Origin of the sequence: Pacificoceanicola onchidii (assembly GCF_004804335.1) — a bacterium.
GTDB classification, from domain to species: domain Bacteria; phylum Pseudomonadota; class Alphaproteobacteria; order Rhodobacterales; family Rhodobacteraceae; genus Pacificoceanicola; species Pacificoceanicola onchidii.
The window spans coordinates 54863-81060 of the sequence record NZ_SRXY01000007.1; the positions used below are offsets into that span (position 1 = coordinate 54863).

27 protein-coding genes are annotated in these 26198 nt (G+C 60.2%); 15 read left to right on the forward strand and 12 right to left on the reverse strand.

All coding sequences use genetic code 11. The features are described 5' to 3' along the window. Window positions 1-79 precede the first annotated feature (79 nt). Window positions 80-1165, forward strand: a complete 1086-nt coding sequence (locus E4662_RS17450) for a hypothetical protein (RefSeq protein WP_136442896.1) — start codon at window positions 80-82, stop codon at window positions 1163-1165. Between the two features lie 49 nt (window positions 1166-1214). On the opposite strand, the gene E4662_RS17455 is transcribed toward E4662_RS17450, so the two are convergent. Then, the gene (locus E4662_RS17455) at window positions 1215-1421 is read right to left on the reverse strand and encodes a SlyX family protein (protein WP_136442897.1); all 207 of its coding nucleotides are present in this window, start codon (window positions 1419-1421) and stop codon (window positions 1215-1217) included. A gap of 133 nt (window positions 1422-1554) precedes the next feature. Between E4662_RS17455 and hisS the strand changes: the two genes are divergently transcribed. The 3 genes from hisS to hisG are packed head-to-tail and all read left to right on the forward strand — an operon-like array spanning window position 1555 to window position 4798. Beyond that, window positions 1555-3027, forward strand: a complete 1473-nt coding sequence (hisS, locus tag E4662_RS17460) for a histidine--tRNA ligase (protein ID WP_136442898.1) — start codon at window positions 1555-1557, stop codon at window positions 3025-3027. Beyond that, a complete protein-coding gene (locus tag E4662_RS17465) occupies window positions 3024-4106 on the forward strand; it encodes an ATP phosphoribosyltransferase regulatory subunit (protein ID WP_136442899.1) in 1083 nt (360 codons plus the stop codon). Before hisS ends, E4662_RS17465 begins: the two co-directional genes overlap by 4 nt. Further along, complete coding sequence (gene hisG, locus E4662_RS17470; RefSeq protein ID WP_136442900.1) at window positions 4103-4798, forward strand: ATP phosphoribosyltransferase; 696 nt, start codon at window positions 4103-4105, stop codon at window positions 4796-4798. The genes E4662_RS17465 and hisG overlap by 4 nt, the downstream gene beginning before the upstream one ends. A 45-nt stretch (window positions 4799-4843) precedes the next feature. Here the strand turns inward: hisG and yghU are convergent, their stop codons facing one another. Next, a complete protein-coding gene (gene yghU, locus E4662_RS17475) occupies window positions 4844-5695 on the reverse strand; it encodes a glutathione-dependent disulfide-bond oxidoreductase (RefSeq protein WP_136442901.1) in 852 nt (283 codons plus the stop codon). A 96-nt stretch (window positions 5696-5791) separates the two neighbouring features. On the opposite strand from yghU, the gene E4662_RS17480 reads away from it, so the two are divergent. Continuing rightward, the gene (locus tag E4662_RS17480) at window positions 5792-6277 is read left to right on the forward strand and encodes a YdcF family protein (protein ID WP_136442902.1); all 486 of its coding nucleotides are present in this window, start codon (window positions 5792-5794) and stop codon (window positions 6275-6277) included. A gap of 2 nt (window positions 6278-6279) precedes the next feature. Here the strand turns inward: E4662_RS17480 and E4662_RS17485 are convergent, their stop codons facing one another. Continuing rightward, a complete protein-coding gene (locus tag E4662_RS17485) occupies window positions 6280-6711 on the reverse strand; it encodes a DUF1489 family protein (protein WP_136442903.1) in 432 nt (143 codons plus the stop codon). A 119-nt stretch (window positions 6712-6830) separates the two neighbouring features. Here E4662_RS17485 and E4662_RS17490 point away from each other — a divergent pair, with 119 nt between their 5' ends. Then, entirely contained in the window at window positions 6831-9125 is a 2295-nt protein-coding gene (locus tag E4662_RS17490) for an adenosylcobalamin-dependent ribonucleoside-diphosphate reductase (protein ID WP_136442904.1), read from the forward strand. Window positions 9126-9174: 49 nt separating this feature from the next. Continuing rightward, window positions 9175-10416, forward strand: coding sequence for an aminopeptidase (locus E4662_RS17495; protein ID WP_136442905.1), 1242 nt, complete (start codon window positions 9175-9177; stop codon window positions 10414-10416). Here the strand turns inward: E4662_RS17495 and E4662_RS17500 are convergent. Further along, window positions 10413-10847, reverse strand: a complete 435-nt coding sequence (locus E4662_RS17500; RefSeq protein ID WP_136442906.1) for an RbsD/FucU family protein — start codon at window positions 10845-10847, stop codon at window positions 10413-10415. The genes E4662_RS17495 and E4662_RS17500 overlap by 4 nt on opposite strands. 118 nt (window positions 10848-10965) lie before the next feature. Here E4662_RS17500 and E4662_RS17505 point away from each other — a divergent pair, with 118 nt between their 5' ends. Beyond that, window positions 10966-11442, forward strand: a complete 477-nt coding sequence (locus E4662_RS17505) for a DUF2938 domain-containing protein (RefSeq protein ID WP_136442907.1) — start codon at window positions 10966-10968, stop codon at window positions 11440-11442. Window positions 11443-11502: 60 nt separating this feature from the next. On the opposite strand, the gene E4662_RS17510 is transcribed toward E4662_RS17505, so the two are convergent. Next, on the reverse strand, window positions 11503-11709 hold the full coding sequence (locus tag E4662_RS17510; RefSeq protein WP_136442908.1) for a cold-shock protein: 207 nt from the start codon (window positions 11707-11709) through the stop codon (window positions 11503-11505). A 235-nt stretch (window positions 11710-11944) separates the two neighbouring features. Then, the gene (ettA, locus tag E4662_RS17515; RefSeq protein ID WP_136442909.1) at window positions 11945-13600 is read right to left on the reverse strand and encodes an energy-dependent translational throttle protein EttA; all 1656 of its coding nucleotides are present in this window, start codon (window positions 13598-13600) and stop codon (window positions 11945-11947) included. 150 nt (window positions 13601-13750) lie between these two features. Between ettA and E4662_RS17520 the strand changes: the two genes are divergently transcribed. Further along, window positions 13751-14371 (forward strand): nicotinate-nucleotide adenylyltransferase, encoded by a 621-nt coding sequence (locus tag E4662_RS17520; RefSeq protein WP_276606313.1) that lies wholly within the window; start codon window positions 13751-13753, stop codon window positions 14369-14371. 157 nt (window positions 14372-14528) lie between these two features. Continuing rightward, the gene (gene dacB / locus E4662_RS17525; protein ID WP_240705235.1) at window positions 14529-15974 is read left to right on the forward strand and encodes a D-alanyl-D-alanine carboxypeptidase/D-alanyl-D-alanine endopeptidase; all 1446 of its coding nucleotides are present in this window, start codon (window positions 14529-14531) and stop codon (window positions 15972-15974) included. Between the two features lie 43 nt (window positions 15975-16017). On the opposite strand, the gene E4662_RS17530 is transcribed toward dacB, so the two are convergent. Both E4662_RS17530 and E4662_RS17535 read right to left on the reverse strand, forming a co-directional pair. Then, window positions 16018-16446: a L,D-transpeptidase gene (locus E4662_RS17530; RefSeq protein ID WP_136442912.1), complete on the reverse strand. Its 429-nt coding sequence runs from the start codon at window positions 16444-16446 to the stop codon at window positions 16018-16020. A 156-nt stretch (window positions 16447-16602) separates the two neighbouring features. Then, window positions 16603-17025, reverse strand: coding sequence for a tellurite resistance TerB family protein (locus tag E4662_RS17535; RefSeq protein ID WP_136442913.1), 423 nt, complete (start codon window positions 17023-17025; stop codon window positions 16603-16605). A gap of 103 nt (window positions 17026-17128) precedes the next feature. Between E4662_RS17535 and E4662_RS17540 the strand changes: the two genes are divergently transcribed. Then, on the forward strand, window positions 17129-18706 hold the full coding sequence (locus E4662_RS17540; RefSeq protein WP_136442914.1) for a lysine--tRNA ligase: 1578 nt from the start codon (window positions 17129-17131) through the stop codon (window positions 18704-18706). Between the two features lie 6 nt (window positions 18707-18712). Here the strand turns inward: E4662_RS17540 and E4662_RS17545 are convergent, their stop codons facing one another. Further along, entirely contained in the window at window positions 18713-19399 is a 687-nt protein-coding gene (locus E4662_RS17545; protein WP_136442915.1) for an ImmA/IrrE family metallo-endopeptidase, read from the reverse strand. 155 nt (window positions 19400-19554) lie between these two features. On the opposite strand from E4662_RS17545, the gene E4662_RS17550 reads away from it, so the two are divergent. Next, window positions 19555-19971: a DUF4864 domain-containing protein gene (locus tag E4662_RS17550; protein WP_136442916.1), complete on the forward strand. Its 417-nt coding sequence runs from the start codon at window positions 19555-19557 to the stop codon at window positions 19969-19971. 180 nt (window positions 19972-20151) lie between these two features. Beyond that, window positions 20152-22443, forward strand: a complete 2292-nt coding sequence (locus E4662_RS17555; protein ID WP_136442917.1) for a glycosyl hydrolase family 28-related protein — start codon at window positions 20152-20154, stop codon at window positions 22441-22443. Between the two features lie 65 nt (window positions 22444-22508). Here the strand turns inward: E4662_RS17555 and E4662_RS17560 are convergent, their stop codons facing one another. Both E4662_RS17560 and E4662_RS17565 read right to left on the reverse strand, forming a co-directional pair. Beyond that, window positions 22509-22991, reverse strand: coding sequence for a HugZ family pyridoxamine 5'-phosphate oxidase (locus tag E4662_RS17560; RefSeq protein ID WP_136442918.1), 483 nt, complete (start codon window positions 22989-22991; stop codon window positions 22509-22511). Window positions 22992-23046: 55 nt separating this feature from the next. Further along, window positions 23047-23718, reverse strand: a complete 672-nt coding sequence (locus E4662_RS17565) for a hypothetical protein (RefSeq protein WP_136442919.1) — start codon at window positions 23716-23718, stop codon at window positions 23047-23049. A 127-nt stretch (window positions 23719-23845) separates the two neighbouring features. On the opposite strand from E4662_RS17565, the gene parA reads away from it, so the two are divergent. Continuing rightward, a complete protein-coding gene (gene parA, locus E4662_RS17570) occupies window positions 23846-24487 on the forward strand; it encodes a ParA family partition ATPase (protein WP_136442920.1) in 642 nt (213 codons plus the stop codon). A 24-nt stretch (window positions 24488-24511) separates the two neighbouring features. Then, window positions 24512-25363 (forward strand): DUF6206 family protein, encoded by an 852-nt coding sequence (locus E4662_RS17575; protein ID WP_136442921.1) that lies wholly within the window; start codon window positions 24512-24514, stop codon window positions 25361-25363. A 134-nt stretch (window positions 25364-25497) separates the two neighbouring features. On the opposite strand, the gene fsa is transcribed toward E4662_RS17575, so the two are convergent. Continuing rightward, window positions 25498-26151: a fructose-6-phosphate aldolase gene (gene fsa, locus E4662_RS17580; protein WP_136442922.1), complete on the reverse strand. Its 654-nt coding sequence runs from the start codon at window positions 26149-26151 to the stop codon at window positions 25498-25500. Window positions 26152-26198: the final 47 nt, after the last annotated feature.

Sequence of the window (26198 nt, forward strand, 5' to 3'; positions counted from 1 at the left end):
CCTTGGCGGAGCGATTCATTTCAGGTTAAGCATAGGGCGCTTTTGAAACAGGGGCTGTGATGCAGCCTGCGGAGGTTCCATGCGCCTGCCTTTGTTGACCTTGTTCTGCCTAGTGGTTGCCGGTTGTTCGGTGGATCCGCTGGCGCGGGTCGATCGGTTGGATGATGTGGTCGTTGCAGAGGACGCAGGGCGTCTCGACGCCTTGCCGAATTCGGAAGAGCCCGATCTGACCGAGGTCGAAACACCTGCCGCTGCAGTAGCAGAGAAACCGCAGGGCGGGTTTCTTGGGTTTCTGAAGAGGAAAGCTGAAACGGCACAGGCCTCGGAAAATGACCCTGCCGAAGCGCCGCAATCCGCCAGCGCCGCTGTTGAGGAAACACAGGAACAATCCGCCGATGCTGAGCAGGCAGAAGCGCCGTTGCAGACAGCAGAAGCCGCCGCAGAGGATGCACCGCCGCGCGAACGCTCTCTTTTTGTCCGGCTTTTGGGGAAGAACGACACGGACAAAGGCGATCTGACCGAGCCAGAGCAGGTTCAGCTTGCCGCGCTTGCCCCGGAGACGGCGGAGCCTGAAGCACAGGCAGAGCTCGAGGTGGAGCCCCAAAAACGCGGCTTGTTCGGACGGGTTCAGAAAGACGCTGAGCAAAGCGCACCCGCCGGTCCGCAACCCGGAGCGCCGGATTATGCGAAGGTTGGTCCCGGTGTGAAACTCCCTCATGGTGAGGTGGCCCGGCTTTGCGGTGTGTCGCCGCGCAGCTTGGGCAAGAAAGCGGAAAGCTTCCCGAACCGGGGCGGCTATACGCTGTTTGACAGCGAACCCGGAAGCACCGGCGTGCGCAACTTCTATCTTTCCGGATTCGACGATGGCTGCCTGCGTCAATTCAGTGCGGCGCTTGTGATGTTCGGCTCGGTCGAGAGCTATGAACAGATTCACTACGGCGCGCCGGGTATGACCTTGCCGCGTGGTGCGACGGATCAAGCGTATGAGCGGCTGAAAGGGCGTGTTTGCGGCGTGCCGTCAAACAAACCTTGCGGCGCCAAACGCGGTCGGCTGTCAGCAAACACGGCCTTTGTCAGCATCTACGAGCGCTTTGAAAGCACCGGCCGCTGGAGCACGTTGCTTGTGCATGATGGCGCCGTTCTTGCAGTCGACACCAAGGGATAAGCTGGATCTTCGATGAGGTCCCAGATCCGGTCCGGGACAGCGCCGTGCTTCAGTAGTGCGGCGGCGTTTCATCCGCGAAATAGGTCCCGCCACCAGCATCCGCTTCGCGCGTAGCCTCGCGTTGCATCAACATCGCGACCTGCCGGACAAGCTGCTCCATGGCCGAATCCTGCCGGGCGATCACGTCAGAGAGATCTTCGACGGTACGTTCCAGATACGCGATGCGCTCTTCAAGGGCCTGTGTCGTGTCACTCATCTGAGCACCTTTTGCCGGATTGTCGGTCCAGTTAGGCGCTTAGGGGCCCGGCGTCTACCCCGGCCTTTGCTTGCCCCTGCCTGTCCAAATGGGTAGAGGGAGCGCGACCAGTCCAGTCAAGGGAATGAGGCCCATGGCCAAAGTGAAAAAAGCCCCCCGTCCCAAGGCGCAAACGCCCAAGGGATTCCGCGACTATTTCGGAGCGGAGGTGAGTGAGCGCGCACATATGCTGCGAGCCATCGCCGAGGTGTATCATCGCTATGGCTTTGACGCGCTGGAATCCTCTGCGGTAGAGACGGTCGAGGCGCTCGGCAAGTTCCTTCCGGACGTGGACCGCCCGAATGAGGGCGTCTTTGCATGGCAGGACGAAGACGATCAGTGGATGGCACTGCGCTACGATCTGACGGCACCTTTGGCGCGGGTCTACGCTCAGCACCGCAATGACCTGCCTTTGCCGTATCGGCGCTATGCGATGGGGCCGGTCTGGCGCAATGAAAAGCCGGGACCGGGGCGGTATCGTCAATTTTACCAATGCGACGCAGATACGGTGGGTGCGGCAAGCGTGGCGGCAGACGCGGAGATCTGCGCGATGTTGTCCGATACGCTGGAAACCGTAGGGATTCCGCGCGGGGACTATCTGATCCGTGTGAACAACCGCAAAGTGCTGAACGGTGTTCTGGAAACCATGGGTCTGACCGACGAGGCGCAAGCGGCAGATGTTCTGCGGACCATCGACAAGTTCGACAAGGTTGGCGAAAGCGGCGTGCGTGAATTGCTTGGCAAAGGCCGCCTCGATGCCTCGGGGGCCTATATCGACGGTGTTGGTCTGAGTGATGATCAGGCCGCGCCTGTGCTGGCTTTCCTGACGTCGAAGGGCGCGGATGCGGCAAAGACCTTTGCCAACCTGCGGGACGCGATTGGCAGCAGTCAGACCGGGGCCACGGGCGTGGATGAGCTTGAGCAGATCGCGGATCTTCTGCACGCCCAGGGCTATGGCGCGGATCGGATCGACATTGATCCATCGGTGGTGCGCGGCCTCGGTTACTACACCGGGCCGGTTTATGAGGCAGAGCTGACTTTCGAAATTCTCGACGAGAAGGGCCGCAAACGGCAATTCGGATCGGTCTCTGGCGGTGGGCGCTATGACGATCTGGTCAAGCGGTTCACTGGGCAGGAAGTGCCAGCAACGGGCGTTTCGATCGGCGTTGACCGACTGTTGGCAGCGCTCCGCGAAAAGGGCCGCATTCAGAGCACGGCGCAAGGGCCCGTGGTAGTCACCGTCATGGATAAGCAGCGCATGGCTGACTATCAGGCGATGGTTGCCGAGCTGCGCAACAACGGCATTCGCGCAGAGGTCTACCTCGGCAATCCGAAGAACTTCGGCAACCAGCTCAAGTACGCGGACAAGCGCAACTCGCCCATCGCGGTGATTGAAGGGGGTGACGAGAAGGAAAAGGGTGTCATCCAGATCAAGGATCTGATCCTCGGCGCAAAGCTGGCGGCGGACGCCAGCCTGGAGGAATGGAAGGATCACCCAAGCCAATATGAAGTGCCGCGTGACCAGTTGGTCGCCAAGGTGCGTGCGCTTCTGGACCTGCACAAATGACCCTGAGCCAGATCAAGGCCAAGGCCGCCAGCCTGATGGCGGGATTCGAAGGCGAGGGGGCGCAGACGGTTGACTGTGCGATCCTGCAGCCTGCGGAGGTTCTGCTCGACCTCTACGGCGAGGACATTCGCACGCGCGCCTACGTCACGCAGGATCCGGTGCGCGGCGAAGTCATGCTGCGCCCGGACTTCACCGTGCCGGTTGTGGAAATGCATATGGCCGATGGCGCGGAGCCTGCGCGCTACACTTATAGTGGCGAGGTTTTTCGACGTCAGGAAGAGCACCCGGAGCGGGCCTCGGAGTATTTCCAGGTCGGCTACGAGGTCTTTGACCGGACCGATCCGGAGGCTGCGGATGCGGAAGTTTTTGCGCGGTTTTCGGAAGTTCTGGCGCCTTACGGCCTGCGTGCGGTCACCGGAGACATTGGCATCCTGACCGCCGCTGTATCGGGGTTGAAGACCACGGAGGCGCGCAAAGCCGCCCTGATGCGGCATATCTGGCGGCCCCGGCGGTTCCGGGCTCTGCTGGACCGCTACTCCGGCAAAACACCCATACCGGCCTCGCGCAAAGCGCTTCTGGAGAGCGCGGACCCGTGGGTGTCCTGTGCGCCGATGATCGGTATGCGCTCTTCGCGCGAAATCGGGGCGCGCATCGAAGCGTTGCACAAGGATGCCGCCGCCGATCCGATCAGCCACGATGAAGTTGCCTTGATCGATGGGTTGCTGAAAGTCTCCGAAAGCTGCGATTTCGCCTTGGAACGGTTGCTTGATATCGCGGTTGATCTTCCGGCCATCTCGGAGGCGGTCGAGCGGTTCGCGCGGCGCTGCGCGGCGCTGGACGCACGCGGGATCGACACCGGCTCTCTGGCGTTCGAGGCCAGCTATGGGCGCAGTTCGATGGAATACTACGATGGCTTTGTCTTTGGCTTTCTTGCCACCAGCCGCCCGGATTGGCCCGCGGTCTCGTCCGGTGGGCGCTATGACGCGCTGACGCGGCAGCTTGGTCAGGGCCGGGAAATCCCGGCGGTCGGGGGCGTGCTGCGTCCGGGGCTTCTCGTGGATCTGGAGGCAGGGCAATGACGATCAAGCTCGGCGTGCCGTCCAAGGGGCGGCTGATGGAAAAGACCTTTGACTGGTTCGGAGCACGCGGCGTTGGCCTTGCCCGGACCGGATCGGAGCGGGAGTATTCCGGCGAAGTGACAGGTGTGGAGGGCGTGGAGCTGGTTCTGCTGTCCGCCGGAGAGATCCCGCGTGAACTGGCGGCGGGCCGCATTCACCTTGGTGTCACCGGCACGGATCTCGTTCAGGAAAAACTGGTGCAATGGGACCAGAAGGTTGCGCCTTTGGCGGAGCTTGGCTTTGGTCACGCGGATCTGATCATCGCGGTTCCGGCCTGCTGGATTGATGTTGATACGCTGGACGACCTGGATGCAGCAGCGGCGGCGTTTCGTGCGGAGCACGGCTTTCGTATGCGGATCGCAACGAAATATCACCGGCTGGTGCGGGCCTATCTGCATGACGGCGGCGTTGCCGATTACCAACTGGTTGATAGTCAGGGGGCGACGGAGGGGACCGTGCGCAACCTCACGGCGGAGGCTGTGGCGGATATCACGTCGACCGGGGAGACCCTGCGCGCGAACCATCTCAAGGTCTTGGGTGAAGAGCCGGTGCTGCGCTCTCAGGCGACCCTGTTCAAATCGCGGGTCGCGAAGAAAACCGATGCGGAACGCAAGGCGCTGAACGCGCTGTGTGACGTTCTGAAAGTCGGCTGAGACAAGACTGGGGCGCTCCGGGTTATACGAAGCGCCCCTTGGCCTTTAGCCGATCTTGTCTTGTGTTTTCGTCTGGAAATCAGACGCATCATGGCGTTCGTGCAGCTGGCCTGACGGATCGCCACTGGTTCTGTTGACCATCTGCCCACGCTGCACCGCAGGCCGGGCTGCGATCTCATCCGCCCAGCGGATCACGTTCTTGTAGATGCCCACATCGAGGAACTCCGCCGCATCGTAGCTCCCGCCGTGCACGGTGCGCCCGTACCACGGGAAAATCGCGATATCGGCGATGGTGTACTCGTCGCCCACCATGAATTTGCTGTTGGCCAGATGCCGGTCCAGAACATCCAGTTGGCGTTTGACCTCCATGGTGAAGCGGTCGATCGGGTATTCCATGGGGTAGGGCGCATAGGCATAGAAATGCCCGAAACCGCCGCCAAGGTAAGGCGCACTGCCCATCTGCCACATGAGCCATGACAGCATTTCCGCCCGGTTTTCTGTGCTCAGGAAAGCCCCGTATTTCTCGGCGAGATGCATGAGGATGGCCCCGGATTCAAAAATCCGAACGGGCTTGTCGCCGGTGTAGTCCATCAGGGCGGGGATCTTGGAGTTGGGGTTTACCTCGACAAAACCGGAGCCGAACTGATCGCCGTCGCCGATCCTGATCAGCCAGGCGTCGTACTCGGCGGCAAATCCGGCTTCGAGCAGTTCTTCGAACAGGATCGTAACTTTCTGTCCGTTCGGCGTGGCGAGGGAATAAAGCTGATAGGGGTGCGCGCCGCGTGGCAGATCCTTGTCATGGGTCGCGCCGGCAATGGGGCGGTTGAGGGAAGCCCATTCGCCGCCGTTCTCCTTTTCCCAGACCCATTTCTTCGGAGGGGTATACTGTTCGCTCATGGCTTTGTCCTTTGTCGCGTTTGACGCCAAGGTAACCACCCCTGACAGGAATTCCAGAGGCTGGCGGCGGCGGGATACCTGTGCTTTTCTGCACAGATGCAAACTGATCCCCGACCCATTGCGCTTGTGCTCGGTGCCGCTGTCTGGCCGGGCGGGCAACCCTCTCCGACATTGCGCCGCCGCGCCTTGCACGCTGCTGATCTTTGGGTTCAGGGGAAGGTGCGGTTGATCGTGGCCTGCGGCGGGCTTGGGCAGCACGCGCCGAGCGAAGCAGAGGTCATCGCCGCGCTTTGCGAAACCCGCGGGGTGTCCAAAGACGCGCTTCTTTTGGAAGAGAGATCGACCACCACGGAAGAAAACCTGCGATTCGCATTGCCGTTTCTGGCGGACCGTAAGCCGAGCGAGGTGGTGATCGTCACGGACCGGTACCATGCCCCCCGCGCCCGCCTGATGGCGCGCCGACTGGGATTGATCGCGCGCACGGATTGCCCGCCCTTGCCAAATGCGCGTCGCCTGAGGGTGGTTCGGCAGGTTCTGCGCGAAGTGCCTGCTTACGCCTGGTACTGGTTCACCAAGCGCTGAGCTTACAAGACGCCGATCTCCGCCAGCGCCCCGGCCAGTTCCGGCGGAAGGGTGTCTTCGCTTTGGCGCGATCCCGACAAATCGACAGGGGCATCTTCCGGCTTGAGATATCGCCAGCCCTGGAAGGGCCGTTTCGGGGCCGTGGCGGTTCGGATCAAACCCGGCTCCAGAACGATGGCGCAGCGGTCGATGCCGTCTTCTCCCGTCACCCGGTCAAGCCGCAGGATTCGTTGGCGGCACTGGATCAGCCCTTTGATCACCCAGAAGATCGATCCGCCGTTCAAAACTTCGGTCTCGCGCCGAGGCCACATGCGGGTTACGTGGCGCGGCAGACCGTCGGCAAAGCGGGCGCGATAGGTCTCTTGCCAGGCTTCCAGCCCTTCGACGCTTTCCGTGCCGACGCTCAACTTGATCAGGTGTACGGACTTATCCACAGATTCTTCCCCAGATTTCCTATATATCGTATCTTTCTGGTGCCCGTCTTCAAGGTGTTGATGTGGCGCATCGTGAAGAGTAGTCTAGCTATCCATCCGAATCCAACGGAGTCCGAGCCATGACCCGCTTCGCCGCGCCAATCGCAGAACAGATCTGGGATATGAAATACCGCCTCAAAGAGGCGGATGGCACACCGATCGACAGCACGGTCGAGGACAGCTGGCGCCGGATCGCGCGGGCTCTGGCGACTGTCGAACAGGATCAGGCCGGGTACGAAGAGCAATTCTACCACGCGTTGGAGGACTTCAAATACCTGCCCGCCGGCCGCATCACCGCTGGCGCGGGTACTGACCGCAGCGTGACACTGTTCAATTGTTTCGTCATGGGGACGATCCCGGACAGTATGGGTGGTATTTTTGACATGCTCAAAGAGGCCGCGCTGACGATGCAGCAGGGCGGTGGCATCGGCTATGATTTCTCCACCATTCGCCCCAAGGGCGCGCCGGTGCAGGGCGTTGCGGCGGATGCGTCGGGCCCGCTGTCCTTCATGGATGTTTGGGACGCGATGTGCCGCACCATCATGAGCGCAGGCAGTCGGCGCGGGGCCATGATGGCCACCATGCGCTGTGACCATCCGGACATCGAGGACTTCATTTCCGCCAAGTCTGACAGCGCCCGCCTGCGCATGTTCAACCTGTCGGTTCTGGTTACGGATCCTTTCATGGAAGCGGTCAAAGCCGATGGATCCTGGGAGCTGAAATTCGACGGGGTTGTTTACAAGACGATCCAGGCGCGCACGCTCTGGAACACGATCATGCAGGCGACCTACGATTATGCCGAACCGGGTGTGATCTTCATCGACCGGATCAATCAGGCCAACAACCTGAACTATGTAGAGACGATTGCCGCAACGAACCCCTGCGGTGAGCAACCCTTGCCGCCTTACGGCGCCTGCCTGCTTGGTTCAATCAACCTTGCCCGGCTGGTTTCCATGCCGTTCACGGATGCCGCGCATATCGAGGACAAGCATCTCGATGACTTGGTCGCAACGGCGATCCGGATGATGGACAACGTGGTGGATGCCTCGAAGTTCCCGCTCGAAGCGCAACGGCAAGAGGCGCAGAACAAGCGCCGCATCGGGCTTGGGGTGACAGGTCTGGCCGATGCCCTGCTCATGAAGGGTTTGGAATACGGCACCGCAGAGGCCGCCGCGCAGACCGAAGCGTGGCTCAAGCAGATCGCGCGGGCGTCTTATCTGGCTTCGGTGGAGCTGGCGAAAGAGAAGGGGACGTTTCCGCTCTTTGATGCGGAGAAGTATCTCGCGTCCGGCAACATGATGAACATGGACGAGGATGTGCGGGAAGCTGTGCGCGAACATGGCATCCGGAACGCCTTGGTCACTTCCATCGCGCCCACAGGGACGATTTCGCTTTATGCGGGGAATGTCTCTTCGGGGATCGAGCCGGTTTTTGCCTACAGCTATACCCGCAAGGTCTTGCAGAAGGACGGCAGCCGGACCGAAGAGGAAGTGGTGGACTACGCCGTTCAGCTTTACCGCGACATCCACGGGGAAGAGGCGGAGCTGCCGGATTACTTCGTGAATGCCCAGACGCTGGAGCCGCTGGCGCATGTTCGGATGCAGGCGGCGGCTCAGAAATGGATCGACTCATCGATTTCCAAGACGATCAACTGTCCGGAAGACATCTCCTTTTCGGACTTCAAAGATGTCTACATGGAAGCCTACGAGACAGGCTGCAAAGGCTGCACGACCTACCGTCCAAACGATGTGACCGGCTCGGTCTTGAGTGTTTCGGAGGAGAAGAAGGAAAAGGCTCCCGAAGTCATCGCCAAAACCGATGCCGAGCCGCAAACGCCCCATGGCGACGTGGTCTACATGTCGGAGCCGCTCGACCGGCCGGAGCATCTGGAGGGTAACACCTACAAGCTCAAATGGCCGGATAGCGAGCACGCGATTTATCTGACCGTGAACGACATCGTGGTTGGCGGCCGCCGTCGGCCGTTCGAGGTGTTCATCAACTCCAAGAACATGGAGCACTTCGCCTGGACCGTCGCCCTGACACGGATGATCTCGGCGGTGTTCCGGCGTGGCGGGGATGTGTCCTTTGTCGTGGAGGAGCTCAAGGCTGTGTTCGATCCGCGCGGCGGGGCCTGGGTGCAGGGCAAGTACATTCCGTCGATCCTCGCGGCTATCGGAGGGGTGATTGAACGCCACATGATCGCGACCGGTTTCCTCGAAGGCGAAGGCATGGGGCTCAAAGCCGATCCGACCGCGCAGGTGGTCAATATGGACGCCCCGCGCGGCAAGGCCTGCCCGTCCTGCGGCCAATATGACATGCGCATGGTCGAAGGCTGCATGACCTGCGCGTCCTGCGGTCATTCGAAGTGCGGATAACGGGTGTTTGGCTCTTCCCATTCCCGTCCGGTGCTGACAGCATGGCGGGATGACACAAGATATTGTTGACCCCCGTACCCTCGACCGCCTCGCAGATGTCGCCATCTCCGTCGGCCTGAATTTGCAGCAAGGTCAGGATCTTATCCTGACGGCCCCCATGGATGCTCTGCCGCTTGTGCGGCGCATTGCGGCGGCAGCGTATCGGGCCGGGGCCGGTGTCGTCACGCCGATCTTCTCCGACGAGGAACTGACCTTGGCGCGGTATCGCAATGCGCAGGATGAAAGCTTTGATCGCGCGCCGAACTGGCTGCTGGACGGCATGGCCGCCGGGTTTGCCTCGGGTGCGGCGCGGATGGCGATTGTCGGCGACGATCCAATGCTGCTTGCAGAGGAAGATCCGGAAAAGGTGGCACGTGCAGGCAAGGCCAACTCCATCGCTTACCGGCCCGCGCTGGAGCATATCGCGAACTTCAAGATCAACTGGAGCATCCTGAGCTATCCGACGCTATCCTGGGCCAAACGGGTGTTCCCCGATCTGCCTGATGACGACGCGGTGGCCAAGCTGGCGGATGCCATCTTTGCAGCCTCGCGTGTTCTTGGGGAGGACCCGGTCAGCGAATGGAAAGCGCATAACGCAGCGCTCGCGGAGCGGACCGCCTGGCTCAACGGCAAACGGTTTGACGCGCTGCATTTCACCGGTCCGGGCACGGATCTAAAGGTGGGTCTCGCTGACGGTCACGAGTGGATGGGTGGCGCGTCGACGGCGCAGAACGGGGTCACCTGCAATCCCAACATGCCGACCGAAGAGGTTTTCACCACGCCGCACGCGGCAAAGGTCGAAGGGTATGTTCGCTCCACCAAACCACTGTCCCATCAGGGCAGCCTGATTGATGAGATCGAGGTCCGGTTTGAAGGCGGAACAATTACCGAGGCCCGCGCGTCAAAAGGCGAGCAGGTTCTGCTCAAGCTCCTCGATACGGACGAAGGTGCGCGGCGACTTGGGGAAGTGGCACTGGTGCCGCACTCCTCGCCAATCTCGCAATCCGGGCTGCTCTTCTACAACACGCTCTATGATGAGAATGCCGCCTGCCACATCGCTCTGGGGCAATGTTATTCCAAGTGTTTCCTGAACGGCGCGTCACTTTCGGAAGACGAGGTAAAGGCCAAGGGCGGCAACAGTTCCATGATCCACGTCGATTGGATGATCGGAGGGGCGGAGACGGATATTGATGGGATTGCCGAAGACGGCAGCCGCGTACCGGTCTTCCGCCGTGGGGAGTGGGCGCGTTAAGCTTCAGGAATGATGCCCTTTTTCAGGATGATATTGCCGTAAAGACGGCTTTCCCCGGTTTGGACGGCAGCAAAACATCCACGGGCGCGCTCATAGAAGGCGAAGCGTTCCAGTGATCCGAGGTCCGCGGGGTTGTCGGCGGTGCCATCTATGATGCGTTGAAACTGGTCGCAGATCTCCGGGCGCGCGTCCGGATCTCCGACCACCTGCATGGTCAGAGCCGGGTCGGGCACATAGCTGTCGAGCGGCATAAGGGTCAGAATGGCTTCGAGCACTTCGGTTGCGCTAACCCCGTCAAGGCGATGCACGCGCGCGCATGTGGATGTTGCCGGGAAGTTCGCGTCCGCAATGACGATTTCATCACCATGCCCCATGGCGCGCAGATCATGAAGCAGGTCCGGTGAAAGAATGGCGGGAATATTGCGTAGCATGGGGGTCTCCTTGGCTCCACAAAACGCCAGAGCGCGGGAGGTTGCAAGACGTGTCTGAACAGGCGTTGTGCCCCGCCCGGGATCGCGGCAGTCTACGAGCGCAGAACAGGAGCGAGACATGGGATTGATTTGGGTCGGGATCGTGATGGGGCTTGTCGGGACGGCGGCGATGGATCTCTGGGCAATCTTGTTGAACCGTCTGATTGGCCAACCCTTGCCGAACTGGGGCAATGTGGGGCGCTGGGTTGCGCATCTGCCCCGGGGGACCGTGTTTCATGACGATATCGGGGACGTGGCGCCAGTGGCCGGCGAGACCGGCATCGGCTGGGCGTTTCACTACGCGGTCGGGATCCTCTACGGCGTGGTGTTTCTGGTTCTGGCGGGCGGCGGTTGGCTGGCGTCACCGTCTTTTCTGCCGCTCTGGATCTTTGCGCTGGTTACTATCGCGGCGGGATGGTTCCTGCTGCAACCGGGGATGGGGCTCGGCAAAGCCCTGTCCAAAACGGACCGCCCATGGAAAGGGCGGATCATGGGCCTTATTGCTCACACGGTGTTTGGATTCGGCATGTGGTTGCCCGCTGTCGTTCTCTTCTAAAACGAAAAAAAGCGCCCCTCGCAGGGCGCTTTTCCTTTGAGCATCGGCGATGGCCGATGTTCAGAGCAGTTCGATGTTCGACGCGCTTTCGCGGCCGTCACGGCCGGATTGCAGTTCGTACTGAACTTTCTGGTTGTCGGCGAGGCCGGTCAGGCCGGAACGCTCGACTGCGCTGATGTGAACAAAGATGTCTTTGCCGCCTTCATCGGGTGCGATGAAGCCGTAGCCTTTGGTGGTGTTGAACCATTTCACGGTGCCAGTGGCCATATCCGTGGTCTCCTTCAATTAATGCCGCTCGCGGAGGTGCAACGGCCCGGCGTCTGTCAGAGCAAAATCGGTGCTCTGTCGCCGGGTGAGGGAGACAGGTAGGCGATAAAGGTAACTTAGCAGCGCCAGTGTATGGCAGAGCGGGTGATTCTGGGCAAGGGGGGACGACACTGCGGTTGAGTGCGCACCATGGAAAACGGCGGGGCGGATCAAAACCCGCCCTGCCGCGCCTTGTTTAGCGCGTGAACTTCTTGTGCTTCATGCGCTTTGGTTCGAGCGCGTCCGCGCCGAGGCGACGCTTCTTGTCTTCCTCGTAGTCGGTGAAGCCCCCTTCGAACCATTCCACATGCGCATCGCCCTCAAAAGCGAGGATGTGGGTGCAGATGCGGTCGAGAAAGAAACGGTCGTGGGAGATGACCACGGCGCAGCCCGCGAAATCAACCAGAGCATCCTCCAGAGCGCGGAGGGTTTCCACGTCAAGATCGTTGGTCGGTTCGTCAAGCAGCAGGACGTTGCCGCCTTCTTTGAGGAGACGCGCCATGTGCACGCGGTTGCGTTCTCCGCCCGAGAGCGAGCCAACCTTCTTCTGCTGATCGCCACCTTTGAAGTTAAAGGCAGAGCAATAGGCGCGGGAGTTCATTTCCGCATCACCCAGCTTGATCTGCTCGGCCCCGCCGGAAATCGCTTCCCAAACGGTGTCATTGCCAGCGAGATCATCACGCGATTGGTCCACATAGGCGAGCTGCACCGTGTCCCCGTAGCTGATCGCGCCTTCGTCCGGCTGTTCGTTGTCCGTCAGCATCTTGAAGAGCGTGGATTTGCCCGCCCCGTTGGGGCCGATCACCCCAACGATGCCGCCCGGAGGCAGGGAGAAGTTCAGCCCTTCGATCAGGAGTTTATCCCCCATGGCTTTCTTGAGGTTTTCGACCTCGATGACCTTCTGCCCAAGGCGGGGGCCATTCGGAATGATGATCTGCGCGCGGCTGAGCTTTTCACGCTCGGACTGGTTCGCCAGGTCATTATAAGCGGAGATCCGGGCCTTGGATTTGGCCTGACGGGCCTTCGCACCTTGCCGCATCCACTCCAGTTCGCGTTCCAGCGTCTTTTGCTTGGCCTTGTCCTCGCGGGCTTCCTGCTCCAGCCGTTTCGCCTTCTGTTCGAGCCATGCGGAATAGTTGCCCTCGTAGGGAATGCCCCGGCCGCGGTCGAGTTCGAGGATCCAGCCGGTAATGTCATCGAGGAAGTAACGGTCGTGGGTGATGATCAGGATCGTGCCCTTGTAGTCGATCAGGTGCTGTTGCAGCCAGGCGATGGTCTCGGCATCGAGGTGGTTGGTCGGCTCGTCCAGAAGCAGCATCTCGGGCGCTTCCAGCAGCAGCTTGCAGAGCGCAACGCGTCGCTTTTCACCGCCAGACAGCGTGGCGACATTGGCATCGTCGGGCGGGCAGCGCAGGGCTTCCATGGCCACGTCGATCTGGCTGTCGAGATCCCACAGGTTGTTGCTGTCGATCTCGTCCTGCAGCTCCGCCATCTCGTCGGCTGTCTCATCTGAGTAGTTCATGGCAAGCTCGTTGAAGCGGTCCAGCTTGGCCTTCTTCTCCGCCACACCCAGCATGACGTTGTCCCGAACCGAAAGGGATTCGTCGAGCTGCGGTTCCTGCGGAAGATAGCCCACGCGCGCGCCTTCGGCGGCCCAGGCCTCACCGGAGAAATCCTTGTCGATTCCCGCCATGATCCGCATCAGCGTGGACTTACCCGCGCCGTTGACGCCGACCACACCGATTTTCACCCCCGGAAGGAAGCTCAGGCGGATGTTTTCAAAGCATTTTTTTCCGCCGGGATAGGTCTTGGAGACGCCATCCATGTGATAGACATACTGATAAGAGGCCATGATCCGCTCCGATACCATGCGAGAAGTTTGAATGAGGGAAGTATCCTGTTGCGGCGGCAGGTGCAATCGCGGCGCCATTGGAGTTTTTCCACCTTGTCTTGAAGCGCGGGCTGTATGCCCGTATTGCGAAGGAGGTCCAGGATAGACCGCTTGGGGAGAAGGCTTTTGGGTGTGCATGCCGAGGACGGTTTTCTGTTGCGTCCCGGGATGCGGGTCGGGGTTCTGGGAGGATCGTTTGATCCGCCGCATGTAGGCCACCGTCACCTTTCGCTGGAGGCGCTGAAGCGGTTCGACCTTGATCGGGTCATCTGGCTTGTCAGCCCCGGCAATCCCCTCAAACCCGAAGCACCGGCGGCGTTTACCCGCCGTATGGTCGCGGTCAGAGAAATGACGCGGCATCCCAAGCTTCTGGTCAGCGATTTCGAACTTAGGACCGGATCGCGATATACGGCCAACACGCTGGCGCTCATGCAGAAGCGTTGGCAGGGCGTCCGGTTTGTCTGGCTGATGGGGGCGGACAACCTGATCGGGTTTCATGCGTGGAAAGACTGGCAGGGAATCATGGAGCGTGTGCCCGTTGGTGTTCTCGCAAGACCGGGGTCCCGATTGAAAGCCCGGTTTTCGAAGGCGGCGCGGGTCTATGCCCAGGCGCGGCTTCCCGACAGGTCCGCCGGATTGCTTGGCAGGGTTGATGCGCCTTGTTGGTGTTACGTGAACATCCCGCTCCGCCCGGAAAACTCCACGGCGATCCGGGCGAGCGGACAATGGTGAGCGGGACCCGGCAGGGGCATCGGCGAATTGACAAGATGTGATTGGAGAGCGGCTCGAAATGCTTGCTCCCAATTGGGGCTTCCGCTTAGATCGTGACATGACGAAAAACATTTCCAGACGAAGATTTATTTGGTCGGCCTTGTCTTCCGGGGTCGCCATGTCGGCTTTACCGGCATGCGCGAATGCCCCCGAACGGTCTTTGCGCCCGATTGAACGCGGCGCAGGTTTCCTCAAGCAGATCCAAACCCCGGCCGAGGCGCTGATTTCGCGCGCCAAGCTTGGTGGTGACGTCGCGTTTTGCGTGGCGGATGCGCGGACAGGCAACATCCTTGAAGAGTACAAGGCTGGCTTGAAGCAACCTCCGGCAAGTGTGGCCAAGGCTTTGACAGCGGCTTATGCGCTCGACGTGCTTGGCGCAAATCATCAGTTCGAAACCCGGGTTGTGGTGACCGGCGGTGTCAAGAACGGGGTTGTTCAGGGAGATTTGATCCTTGCCGGGGGCGGCGATCCGACCCTCGACACGGACGCGCTTGCGGCGCTCGCGGCCAAGGTGAAGGCCGCCGGGATCACATCCGTGAAGGGCGGGTTCAAGGTGTGGGGCGGTGCACTGCCAAGCGTGCGCACCATCGACACGGGTCAACCGGATCACGTGGGATACAGCCCGGCGGTGTCGGGGCTGAACCTGAACTTCAACCGCGTGCACTTCGAATGGCGCAGGTCGGGGGGCCAATACACGGTGACCATGGAAGGGCGCAGCGAGAAACATCGCCCGGCGGTGAAATTCGCGCGCATGGCTGTCGAGGCGCGTAGCTTGCCGGTTTATATCTACAAGGATCGCGGCGGGCGCGACGAATGGAGCGTCGCGCGCGGCGCGCTTGGCAATGGTGGTGCGCGTTGGTTGCCGGTCCGTAAGCCTGAGATCTATGCCGGTGACGTTTTCCAAACCTTTGCCCGATCTCAGGGGATCACCCTTGGCGCGCCGTCGAGCGTTGGCAAACTGCCTTCGGGAGAGACGGTGGCCCGACATCAGAGCGCGCCGCTCCAAGACATTTTACGAAACATGTTGAAATGGTCGACAAACCTGACGGCGGAATGCGTCGGCATGGCGGCGACCGCGAAACGGTCCGGGAGCAGGCCTGCGGGCTTGAAGGCGTCTGCCAAGGCCATGAACGGATGGGCGCGCGATAAGTTTGGTCTCACGAGTATGAGTTTCGTCGATCATTCGGGATTGGGCGAGGCGAGCCGGATCAGCGCGACAGACATGATGCGCGCATTGCGGGCGCTTCGTCAGGAGAGTGGTCTCAAGACCCTGCTCAAACGGTTCCATTTCCGGGATGAACAACGGCGTATTCTCAAAAACCACCCGGTGGAGGTGCACGCCAAAACTGGCACGTTAAACTTCGTGAGCGGATTGGGGGGCTTCGTGGATCTGCCGGATGGTACGGAACTGGTCTTTGCGATCTTCGCCGCAAACATGAAGCAGCGCGCTGGGCTCGGCAAAGATGACAGAGAGCGTCCGCCGGGTGGGGCGTCTTGGAACAGGCGCGCAAAAACGCTGCAGCAAGCGCTGATCGAACGATGGAGCGTCTTGTACGCGGCCTGAGAGCCTGACGCAGCGAGATGATAGCCTGCCGCGCCAGTGACTATCAGTTCTGGATGACAACCCGCATGTTCTGTTTCCCGACCCGTTGGGTGAGTTCGAACAGGCGCGCGGCATGGTCCGGATGCAGGCGCACGCATCCCGCAGACGCCGGGCGGCCGAGACGACTGATCTGATTGGTGCCATGGATCGCGTAATTGCCATTGAAGAAAATGGCGAATGGCATGGGCGCGTTGTTGTAAAGGCTGGACTTGTGATGCCGGGACAGCCATTTCGCGGACCACGTGCCACGCGGTGTGTATTTGCCCGTGCGCGCGGTCGAGACCGGCCAGCGGTAGGCGACTTCGCCATTGTAAACCACGGTCATGGTTTGGGCAGAAACATCGACCTTGGCCACGAGCGGCGCCGCGGCGCCAATGACAGGCATCAGGCTAAGCAGAATGATGCCGACGACAGTGAAAAGCGTTTTGTTCATTTTGACCCCCGAAACGAAAATGAGTTCTTCCAACCCTAAGCTTATGCATCCACTGTACAGCACCGTTGGTTTCCGATCAGTCATGGAAACCTGACCCAAGCCAGTGTTTTTGCCTAAGGTTTGAAGCAGAAGCGTTTCGAATTGGGGGTAGAGGGCTTACTCCGAAAGGTGCCGAGCCCTGGCACCGCGTTCGATCGCGGCAGCGTGCAGCCGGTCGATGTTCAGTTCGTAACGGATTTCCTCGAGCAACCGCAGTTCGGCTTCGCGCAACGTGCCGTCCGCCGCGGCGACATCGCAGGCCAGTGCATAGGCCGTTTCAAACAAACGCTCGGGGAGATTGTCCCGGATCAGACCGAAAAGCGCGTCGAGCCCGTCTTCCTGTTCGAACAGATCAAACACAAGAGTGGACATGACGCGAATGCGATCGGCGTCATACGTGCCGAAGATCGGCAGGTTGTTGACCGCACTCTCGATTTTCACCAACTCGGCGGTCCGCACGTTCTCATCCGAGGCGGAAACGGCAATCATGAGGGTGACAAGACTGTCCTGGGGGCTGAGCGGGTGCGTGATGTCGTTCATGATTTTGCTTTCTGACGTAATGCGGCGTTGCGGCACAATTTATTGACGCGACTGCCCCGGGGCAATAGGAAGCGCACTCGATATCCCAATTGGAGTGTTTCAGATGTCCGAGATTCGCGAAGCAGCGATGAACTCGAAAGCGTGGCCCTTCGAAGAAGCGCGCCGGATTCTGAAACGCTACGAGAAAAAGCCACCGGAAAAGGGCTACGTGCTGTTCGAAACCGGCTACGGGCCGTCGGGCCTGCCGCATATCGGTACCTTTGGCGAGGTGCTGCGCACAACGATGATCCGCCGGGCGTTTGAGGTGATCTCGGACATTCCGACGCGGCTGATCTGCTTCTCTGACGATCTGGACGGTATGCGGAAGGTGCCCGGCAACGTGCCGCAACAGGATATGTTGCAGGAGCATTTGCAAAAGCCGCTGACCTCCGTGCCGGATCCGTTTGGGACGCATGAAAGCTTTGGCCACCATAACAACGCCATGTTGCGCCGTTTCCTTGATACTTTCGGGTTCGACTACGAGTTTTACTCGGCTACGGAGTTCTATGGCTCGGGCAAGTTTGACGAGGTGCTTCTGCGCGCGGCGGAAAAGTATGATGACGTCATGGCGATCATGCTCAAGTCGCTGCGCGAAGAGCGGCGGCAGACCTATTCGATCTTCCTGCCGATCCATCCGGAGACCGGGCGGGTTCTTTATGTTCCCATGAAGAACGTCGATGCGGCCAAGGGCGAGATCACATTCGACGACGAAGACGGGCGGGAATGGACGCTTCCTGTGACAGGCGGAAATGTGAAGCTGCAGTGGAAGCCCGACTTCGGCGCGCGCTGGGCGGCGTTGAGCGTCGATTTCGAAATGTATGGCAAGGACCATTCGACGAACACGCCGATCTACGACGGCATCTGCCGGGTTCTGGGTCAGCGGGCACCAGAGCACTTTACGTATGAGCTGTTCCTCGACGATCAGGGCCAGAAGATTTCGAAGTCGTCGGGCAACGGCATTTCTATTGACGAATGGCTGACTTATGCCTCGACGGAGTCGCTTTCGTACTTCATGTATCAGAAGCCGAAAACGGCCAAGCGGCTGTTTTTCGACGTCATTCCCAAGGCGATGGACGAATACCATCAGCAACTTCGCGCCTACCACGGTCAAGATGTGAAGGCGCAGCTGAACAATCCGGTTTATCACATTCACAACGGTGATGTGCCGGAGAGCCGCATGGTCGTGCCGTTCTCGATGTTGCTCAACCTCGCCAGTGCGGCAGGCGCACACGACAAAGAGACCCTTTGGGGGTTCATTCGCCGTTATGCGCCTGATGCGACGGCGGAAACGCATCCCGATCTGGACGCGGCGGCGGGTTTTGCCGTGAAATACTGCGAAGACTTTGTTTTGCCGAACAAGGTGTTCCGGGCGCCTGATGAAAAGGAGGCTGCGGCTCTCGAAAGCCTGGCGACGCGGTTGCGGGCGTATGAGGGCGAGGCCAACGATGAAGACCTGCAAAGTCTTGTCTTTGCCGTTGGCAAAGAGAACGGGTTCGAGCCGTTGCGCGATTGGTTCAAGGCACTATACGAGGTATTGCTGGGCCAAAGCCAGGGGCCGCGCTTTGGCGGCTTCATCGCGCTCTACGGGGTGGACGAAACGGTTGCTTTGATCGAAGCAGGATTGGCCGGGAAACTCGGCTGATCCGGATCAGGACCCAATGCGCCGTGCATATCCGCCAAAGGAAGGCGTCGGCGCGGCATGTTCCACTGGTTTTGCAGGCTCCGGCTCTTGCTCGGGCGCTGCAGGTGTGAATGGATCCTCATCTTCGTCAGCTCCGAACGACTGTTCAGCTTCGGCTGGTTGTGTCAGGTCCAGCAGCTTTGCCCGATCATAAACGGCTTGCGTCGGGACGTTGAGCGTTTCGGCGACGTTTTGCGCCTTGCCTTCGAACCAGAGTGTCTTGAACGTTTCTTGAGGCATCAGAAGTTCTTGAGCGAAGCGTCGCGCTTCAAGCAGGGCCGTATCGTCCTTTGGGTGGTATAGAGCCTGAATCCCGACGCCGGGGTGCAACTCGCGTGTTATCGGAATGTGCAAAAGCCAATGTCCCAAGCCTGTGGCGAGCGTCACCCTGTCTTGCCGCGTCCGACCGGTATGGGGCAGCCAAATAACGGGATGTCGGCCCAAGGGAACGTCTAGCAGGACGTCGTTCGGCCTTTCAGAATACTCGACGTCGACGTTGAGCGCCCGGGCGAGCTTGTCCAGCGGACCACCATCCCGCAGCGACATGCCCGGTGTCTGTGACAGCATGTCGTCGACCATTTGCGCGATCTCTTCTCCTGAGATGTCCGCCGCGATAGGTTCGACGTAGGGGTAGCAGGGATAGGCTCGGGGCATTGTCGCTCCTGTTCGGTTTTACAGAAGATTCGTTTTCGGCATTGGCTCGGCTGCTTTTACACGCGGATTCTTTAAGGTTTGCCAAACTAATGCGCCGCTTTTGACCTGAATCTGAGACGATCTACATAGAGTTGATCAAAGGATGGGAGGGTGACATGCGCGGAAGATTATTCGCAATTATACTTGCAGTGCTCTGGTCAGGTTCGCTTTGGGCTCAAGAAGCTTTGCCGCCCAACCCGAAGATACAGGATGTTATCGAAGGGCAGGTTGAAGCTTTTCTCGCGGATGATTTCGGAACCGCCTTCACATTTGCCGGCCCTAGCATTCAGCGGATGTTCCGGGACCCGGAAACCTTCGGATCCATGGTGCGCAACGGCTATCCCATGGTTCATCGACCGTCGGACCTTATGTTTGGCGAACTGAGGGAGATCTCGGGTCTTTTATGGCAGAAGGTCATCGTGGTGGATGGTGCAGGTCAGACCCATGTGCTGGACTATCGTATGGGTGAATATGAGGACGGGTGGCGGATAGATGCGGTGCAAATTTTGCCGACGCCCGGTGTCAGCGCCTGAAACCTGACTTCACGTCATAGTTGTTGTGCAATCCGTAGCGGATTGAATTCGTTCTTTTTTCGAGAGGGTTTATCGCGTGAAACGAGCACCGTACGGTGGTGCAAATACCCGTTAACCTCCGGGCAAGTATTTCTCTTTCCGATCGAGGCAAAATGGCCTCTCGCGTGGAAAGGGAACCCGATGAACAAAGCGATCACCGACGGAATCGTCTTTATGCCGCCGGCCTTTGCAGCCGATAATCTGGGGCAGTTTGCCCGGGGAGATGGAACCCCCGGCTCTGCCACTTACAACGGTTTGCCGACGGCCGCTTTTGTCCCGGCGGACGCGGACTTTGCCGGGTGCCTGGAAGTCCAGAAAACCGACAGCACTCAGAAACTGCGCTATATGGGGCAGACGCCGATCTTCCCCGGATGTTATTTGCGCGTGTCGGTTCGCATCAAGGCGATGGCGGGCAGCCTTGCCAACGTGCGCATTGCCGGTTGGCCGGGGGACGCGGGGGAAAACCAGGTTGGCGGCGTGACAATGACCGGGCCTGAAACCACGCTGACAAGCTACGGCGAGGTGGTTGAGGTCAGCGCGATTGTCGGCACGGGATCGCGCGGCGGTGTGGATATGGCCTGGGGGCCGACGGCGACCTATGGCCATTTCGGGATCGACCTCACCGGCGCCAGCGGCGGTGTTGTCCGCATCGACGATATCGTTATCGAGGACATCACCGAAGCCTTCCTGCGAGACATGATCAACGTCGTGGACGTGCGCGACTTCGGCGCGGTTGGGAACGGCAGCACAAATGACAGCGCGGCTTTCGAAGCGGCGGATGCGGCGGCCAATGGGCGGAAGATTTTCGTTCCGGCAGGCACGTATCGCTTGAACGACTCTGTCGAGATCAACAACCGCATCGAGTTCGAAGGCAAGCTGAGCATGCCGGATGGAGCGATCCTGTCGTTGACCAAGGACTTCGAACTGCCCACCTATATCGACGCGTTCGGCGGGGATGAGGAACTGGCGTTGAAGAAAGCAATCCAGTCGCTGATGAACAACTCCGATCACGAAAGCCTGGACCTTGGTGGGCGTCGTATTTCGATTCATGGCCCGATCGACGTACAGGCGGCGGTTCCGAACCGTACCACCTATGCGCAGCGCCGGGTGCTCCGGAACGGCCAACTCCGGGCCGAGGAAAATGCGGCGTGGGATGAGGAAACGGTGACCAGCCAGGCAACCTATTCCACGAGCAATCAGTGGAAGCTGACCAATGTCGTGAACATTGCCAACATCAAGGAAGGCAGCCTTGTCAAAGGGGCCGGTGTCGGCCGCGAGATCTACGTGCGCAGCGTTGATGTGGGCGCGGGCGAGGTCAACCTGTCTCAGCCGCTTTCGGATGCTATTGGCACGCAGAATTATACCTTCACTCGCTTCAAGTACCTTCTCGATTTCAGCGGCTTTGACCGTCTGAACGTGTTCGAGATCGAAGGGGTGGAATTCCAGTGCAACGAGCGCGCCAATGGTGTGATGCTTGCGCCGCTTGGCACGATCAACGTGATCCGCAACTGTGTTTTCAACCGCCCCGCCAAGCGTGGGATCACCTCTCCCGGTGATGGCTGTCAGGGTATGTTGATCGACCATTGCCAGTTCATCAGCCACGAAGGCGGCGTCTATGCGCAAGACCGTGAAGGGGTGGCGATCAACACCAACGCCAACGATGTGAAGATCCGCAATTGTCGGGCGTCGCAGTTCCGCCACTTCGCGGTGATCAGTGGGGCGCATACGATCATCTCGGGCAACCACTTCTTCCAGGGCGATGCCTCGCCGACCGGGATTCGCACGGCCGGGATCATCATCGCGATCCGCGCCTGCAACTGCCAGATCACCGGAAACTACATCGACAACTGCTTTGTCGAATGGACCAATGAGCGCGAGCCGGAGCCGGACTTTTCCGGGGGCTTCGGCTTTGCTGGCCTGTCGATCACCAACAACGTGATGTTGTCGTCGGAAGTGGCGTCCTGGTTTACCTCGATCGTGGTCAAGCCTTATGGCACCGGCCATCACATCAACGGGATGAATGTCTCGGGCAATACGTTCCGCTGTGTGAATGCCGGGATTGACCGGGTGGAGCGTGTGGACACGTCTTATGCGAACCTGAACTTTGCCAACATGAAGAACGTCTATTTCAGCGGTAACACCTACCACAATATCACCTCGGGCGCGGAAAACCCGCTTCTGGTCAAGCACAGCCAGAACTCGGCCGCGCAGGTTTGGGACGTGGATACAGACAATCGTCTGCCGTTTGGTGGACGGGCGCTTGAGATCGAAAGCCTTGTTGTGCGGTCCCGGCCGCGCGACGAAAACAACGTCTCGAAGTATCACAATCCTTATGCGGTAGGGCAGCAGGGCTCTGATCTCGACAAGGTGCACGTGCTTTGGCCGGAGCCGATGCTTGGGGATGTGACGCTCAAGGTCCGTATGGACAAGTAACCCCTTCGGGGCAAAAGACCGGCCGCCAGTTGGTCAAGCCGGGCTCGTCTTGGACGGGTCCGGCTTTATGCTGTCAGATCGTCGAGGCTCAGAATGAAAGCTTTGCCAAAACCGCCGTTGAGGAAGGCCTCGCTGGGCTGCATCTGCATGATCGAGAAATCGCCGAAGCCGATGTAGAGCTTGGCTTTCGGCTGCAAGGAAACATAGTGCGCGGCAAGTGCGCTGTGTTCCGGATCGCCGTGCCGGACAAAGCGCACGCGGCCCTGCAGGCTCAGGCGCGGATGGGTGAGCGGATCCCCTTTGGGACCCGGCTCCCCCACCATGAGCGAACAGACAGGGTTGGCTTTCAAGGCTGCCGTATGTGCGGCAAGGTCCGAGACCAACGCGAGGGGCAAGCCATCCGGGCCCGGCACAACGCCGATCCGGCTGACCAGAGGCGCGCCGGTATCGGGATCAAGCACCGCGATGGCGCCGAATCTGGCGCGTTGAATGAGCCCTTTGGCAAGGTCGCGGGCTTCGTCGTCTGTCGGGCGGATTGGTGAGGTCATGCTCGTGAAGCTACAGCAAACCCATGACCCGGAAAATCCCGCATCGCTCCGCCTGTCAGAAGTTTCGCCAAATGCCCAGCTTCAAACCCATGGAGGTATCCCCGGTGACACCATAGGTCACGCCGGTTTCCACCATCATTCCGCGTTTGCCAACCGGGAAGACATAAGACGGGGCGAGGCGCAGGAAGGCGGGATCCTCCGCTGGTTGGCCGGTCTGGACTTGCAGGAGAACCTTCCGGTCATTCTTGAGATTCCGGCCCCAGGTTATGTCCATCTTGTAGTCCATCAGCCCGCTTTCGACCTGGTATTCCGCAAGCGTATCCAGCGTCACCCAGCCTTTCTTCAGGCCCCAACCCACGGACAGACCCGGGCGGACCACCGTTTGCTCGCCGATCCGGCCAAGGCCAAGCGCAAAGGCAACTTTCGGCCCGCGATCGCGGTCGCGCAGGGGCCATTGCAGGAAACCCACGGTTTTGCCGTCGCCCGATACGGATCGCCCAAGATCGAGTCCAAATGTTAGCCGGTCCGTCAGCCCATATTCGAGATAGAGCGTGTAATATTGCTCGGTCGGATTTGAGGAGGTCCAGTGTTCAAGGTTCTGTGGCCAGGCGAGGCGCACAGCGGTGCTGAAGAAGCCATGCCCTTTCTCCCGCGGCCACGCGCCTGCAGAGAGGGTCGCCCCCCAAAGTGACAAAACAATTGCCGATATCAACAGGCGCAAGACCATTGTGCCTCCTTCCAGCCCCGTAAGAATGCGTTCATTTCGGTTAATGGCTGGTTAAATCAGGTCGCCGGGGCTGGATTCTCTTTTTCTGCAGGTGCAAAGTGATCCGGTACAACCCCGGGGGTAAACCATGTCTGGCCAGGTCATCACAGTCGCGCAGCAAAAAGGTGGGTCGGGCAAGACAACGACGGCGGTGAACCTAGGTGTTGGTCTTGCCGCTTTGGGCCATCGCGTGGCCTTTGTCGATCTGGACCCGCAAGGGAGCCTCGGGCGTTGGTTCATGACACGCGTGGAGACCCATCCGGAGCGGGTGGAAGGCATGGAGTTCGCCACTTCGTCCGCCTGGGGTATTTCCTACGAAGTGCGCAAGATGACGGCGGATTTCGACTATGTGATCGTCGACACCCCGCCGAAGGCGGACAGCGATCTGCGCCCGGCCTTGCGCGTGGCGGACCTGGTGATCGTCCCCGTCTCGGTCAGCCATGTGGACTTGTGGGCCACCGAAGGGGTGCTGGATCTGGCACAGCGCGAAAACGCGGGCACGTTGCTTGTGATGAACCGGACGCGCGCGGGCACCCGGCTTGGCGCGGACGTGGCCCAGGCGGCGACACAGATGGACGCGGCCATCGCCGAGACAGGCATGGCCAACCGCGTTGTTTATGCGGAATCGCTGGGTCTGGGGCTTGGCGCGCTGGAGATGCCAAAAGGGCCGGCCCATGCAGAAGTGCAGGCCCTCACGGCAGAGGTGGTGCAAGCGCTTTCAAACGGGTAAGAGCGGCACAAAGGAGTGCCCCTTATGACCGATCTTGCCGCCCTTGCCGATCTGATCCGCGCCGATTCCGCCTCGCGCGGCCAGACGATTTCGAAACTGGGGTATTTCTGTGCGCCGTTTCAGCCGCGCTCCGGGCCGTTTGCGGACAAGGTCATCAAAGTCTATCGCGGCCTTCCGGACGCCGAGGCGCTGGACAAGCTGAAACGCTGTCATGACCACTATGTCGAGGCGTTGAATGCTGCCGACGTGGGCCTGCCGGAGACCGAGTTTCATCTGCTGGAGATGGATGGCGCGCGAATCCCGGTGATCGTGCAGGCGGCCCTGCCCACGGATCGGCTCATGCGGCCGCTCATGCAAGCGGGTTCGCGCGACGAGACGCTTGAGATGATGGAAGCGGCAGGCGTTGTGATTGCCCGCTTCTGGCATTGGGCGGAAGGCTCCAACGCCCGCGTCGGGTTTCACCCCTCCATCCGGAACTTTGCCTATGTCGACGGCACAGCCCGGTTCTTCGACACCTTCCCGCCGCTGATCCATTACTCCCGCGACGAAATGGGAAAACTCCTTCTGCTGTTCTCGGAAAAACGCCTGATGCGCATGGTCGGCCCGTTCCTGCAAACGAAGGTCACCGGCATTCAGGATGAATGGTACTCGCCGCCCGAGACGCTGGTTGGTCTCGTCGGCAGCGCCTGCCGCCTGCGTCCGGAATTCGCACAGGACTACCTCTCATGGGGCCGCGATTTCGCTGCGCGCGAGATGCAGCCCTGGGCGGAGGAGGCCATCGCAGGCATGAAAACCCCGCCGCGCCTGCCCGGCTACTGGACGGGCTTCCGCAAAATTCTTGGCCTTCAGGGCGCGCCGAACATCGACAAAACATAAGGCGGGGAACACACTGCACCCCGCCCTTGGTTTCTTTGGGCCAAAAATACCTCGGGGAGTCCGGAAGGACGGGGCAGCGCCCCAATCGCGCCGAAGGCGCGCTCGTCGCCTCGCGAGACGCGAGGCGAAACGCCTCAGACGATCTTGATGCCCGCGTCGGCAATGTCCTTCAGGAACTGGTCAAGCCCCTTGTCCGTCAGAACGTGGTTCGCCATGGCCTTGATCACGCCCGGAGGCGCTGTAGCGACATCCGCACCAATCTTGGCGCATTCGCTCATGTGGTTGGCAGAGCGGATGGAAGCGGCGAGGATGTTTGTCTCGAAACCGTAGTTGTCATAGATCTCGCGGATGTCAGCGATCAGCTCCAGACCGTCGAGGTTCAGATCGTCGAGACGACCGATGAACGGAGAGATGAAGGTCGCGCCTGCCTTGGCGGCCAGCAGCGCCTGGTTGGCGGAGAAGCAGAGCGTGACGTTGACCATCTTGCCCTCATCCGACAGCACCTTGCAGGCCTTCAGACCGTCCCAGGTCAGCGGCACTTTCACGGCGATGTTCTCGGCGATCTCGGCCAGCTTGCGGCCTTCTTCGATCATCTTGTCCGCGTCCACGGCGGTCACCTCGGCGGAGACCGGGCCCGAGACGATGTCACAGATTTCCTTGGTCACTTCGAGAATGTCCCGACCGGACTTCTTGATCAGGGAGGGGTTGGTCGTCACACCGTCCACCATGCCCAGATCGTTCAATTCACGGATGGCATCGACGTCAGCAGTATCGACAAAGAATTTCATGGGGTGCGCTTCCTTTTGATGGCTTGGCCTTTCCTCTCCAGCGCTTT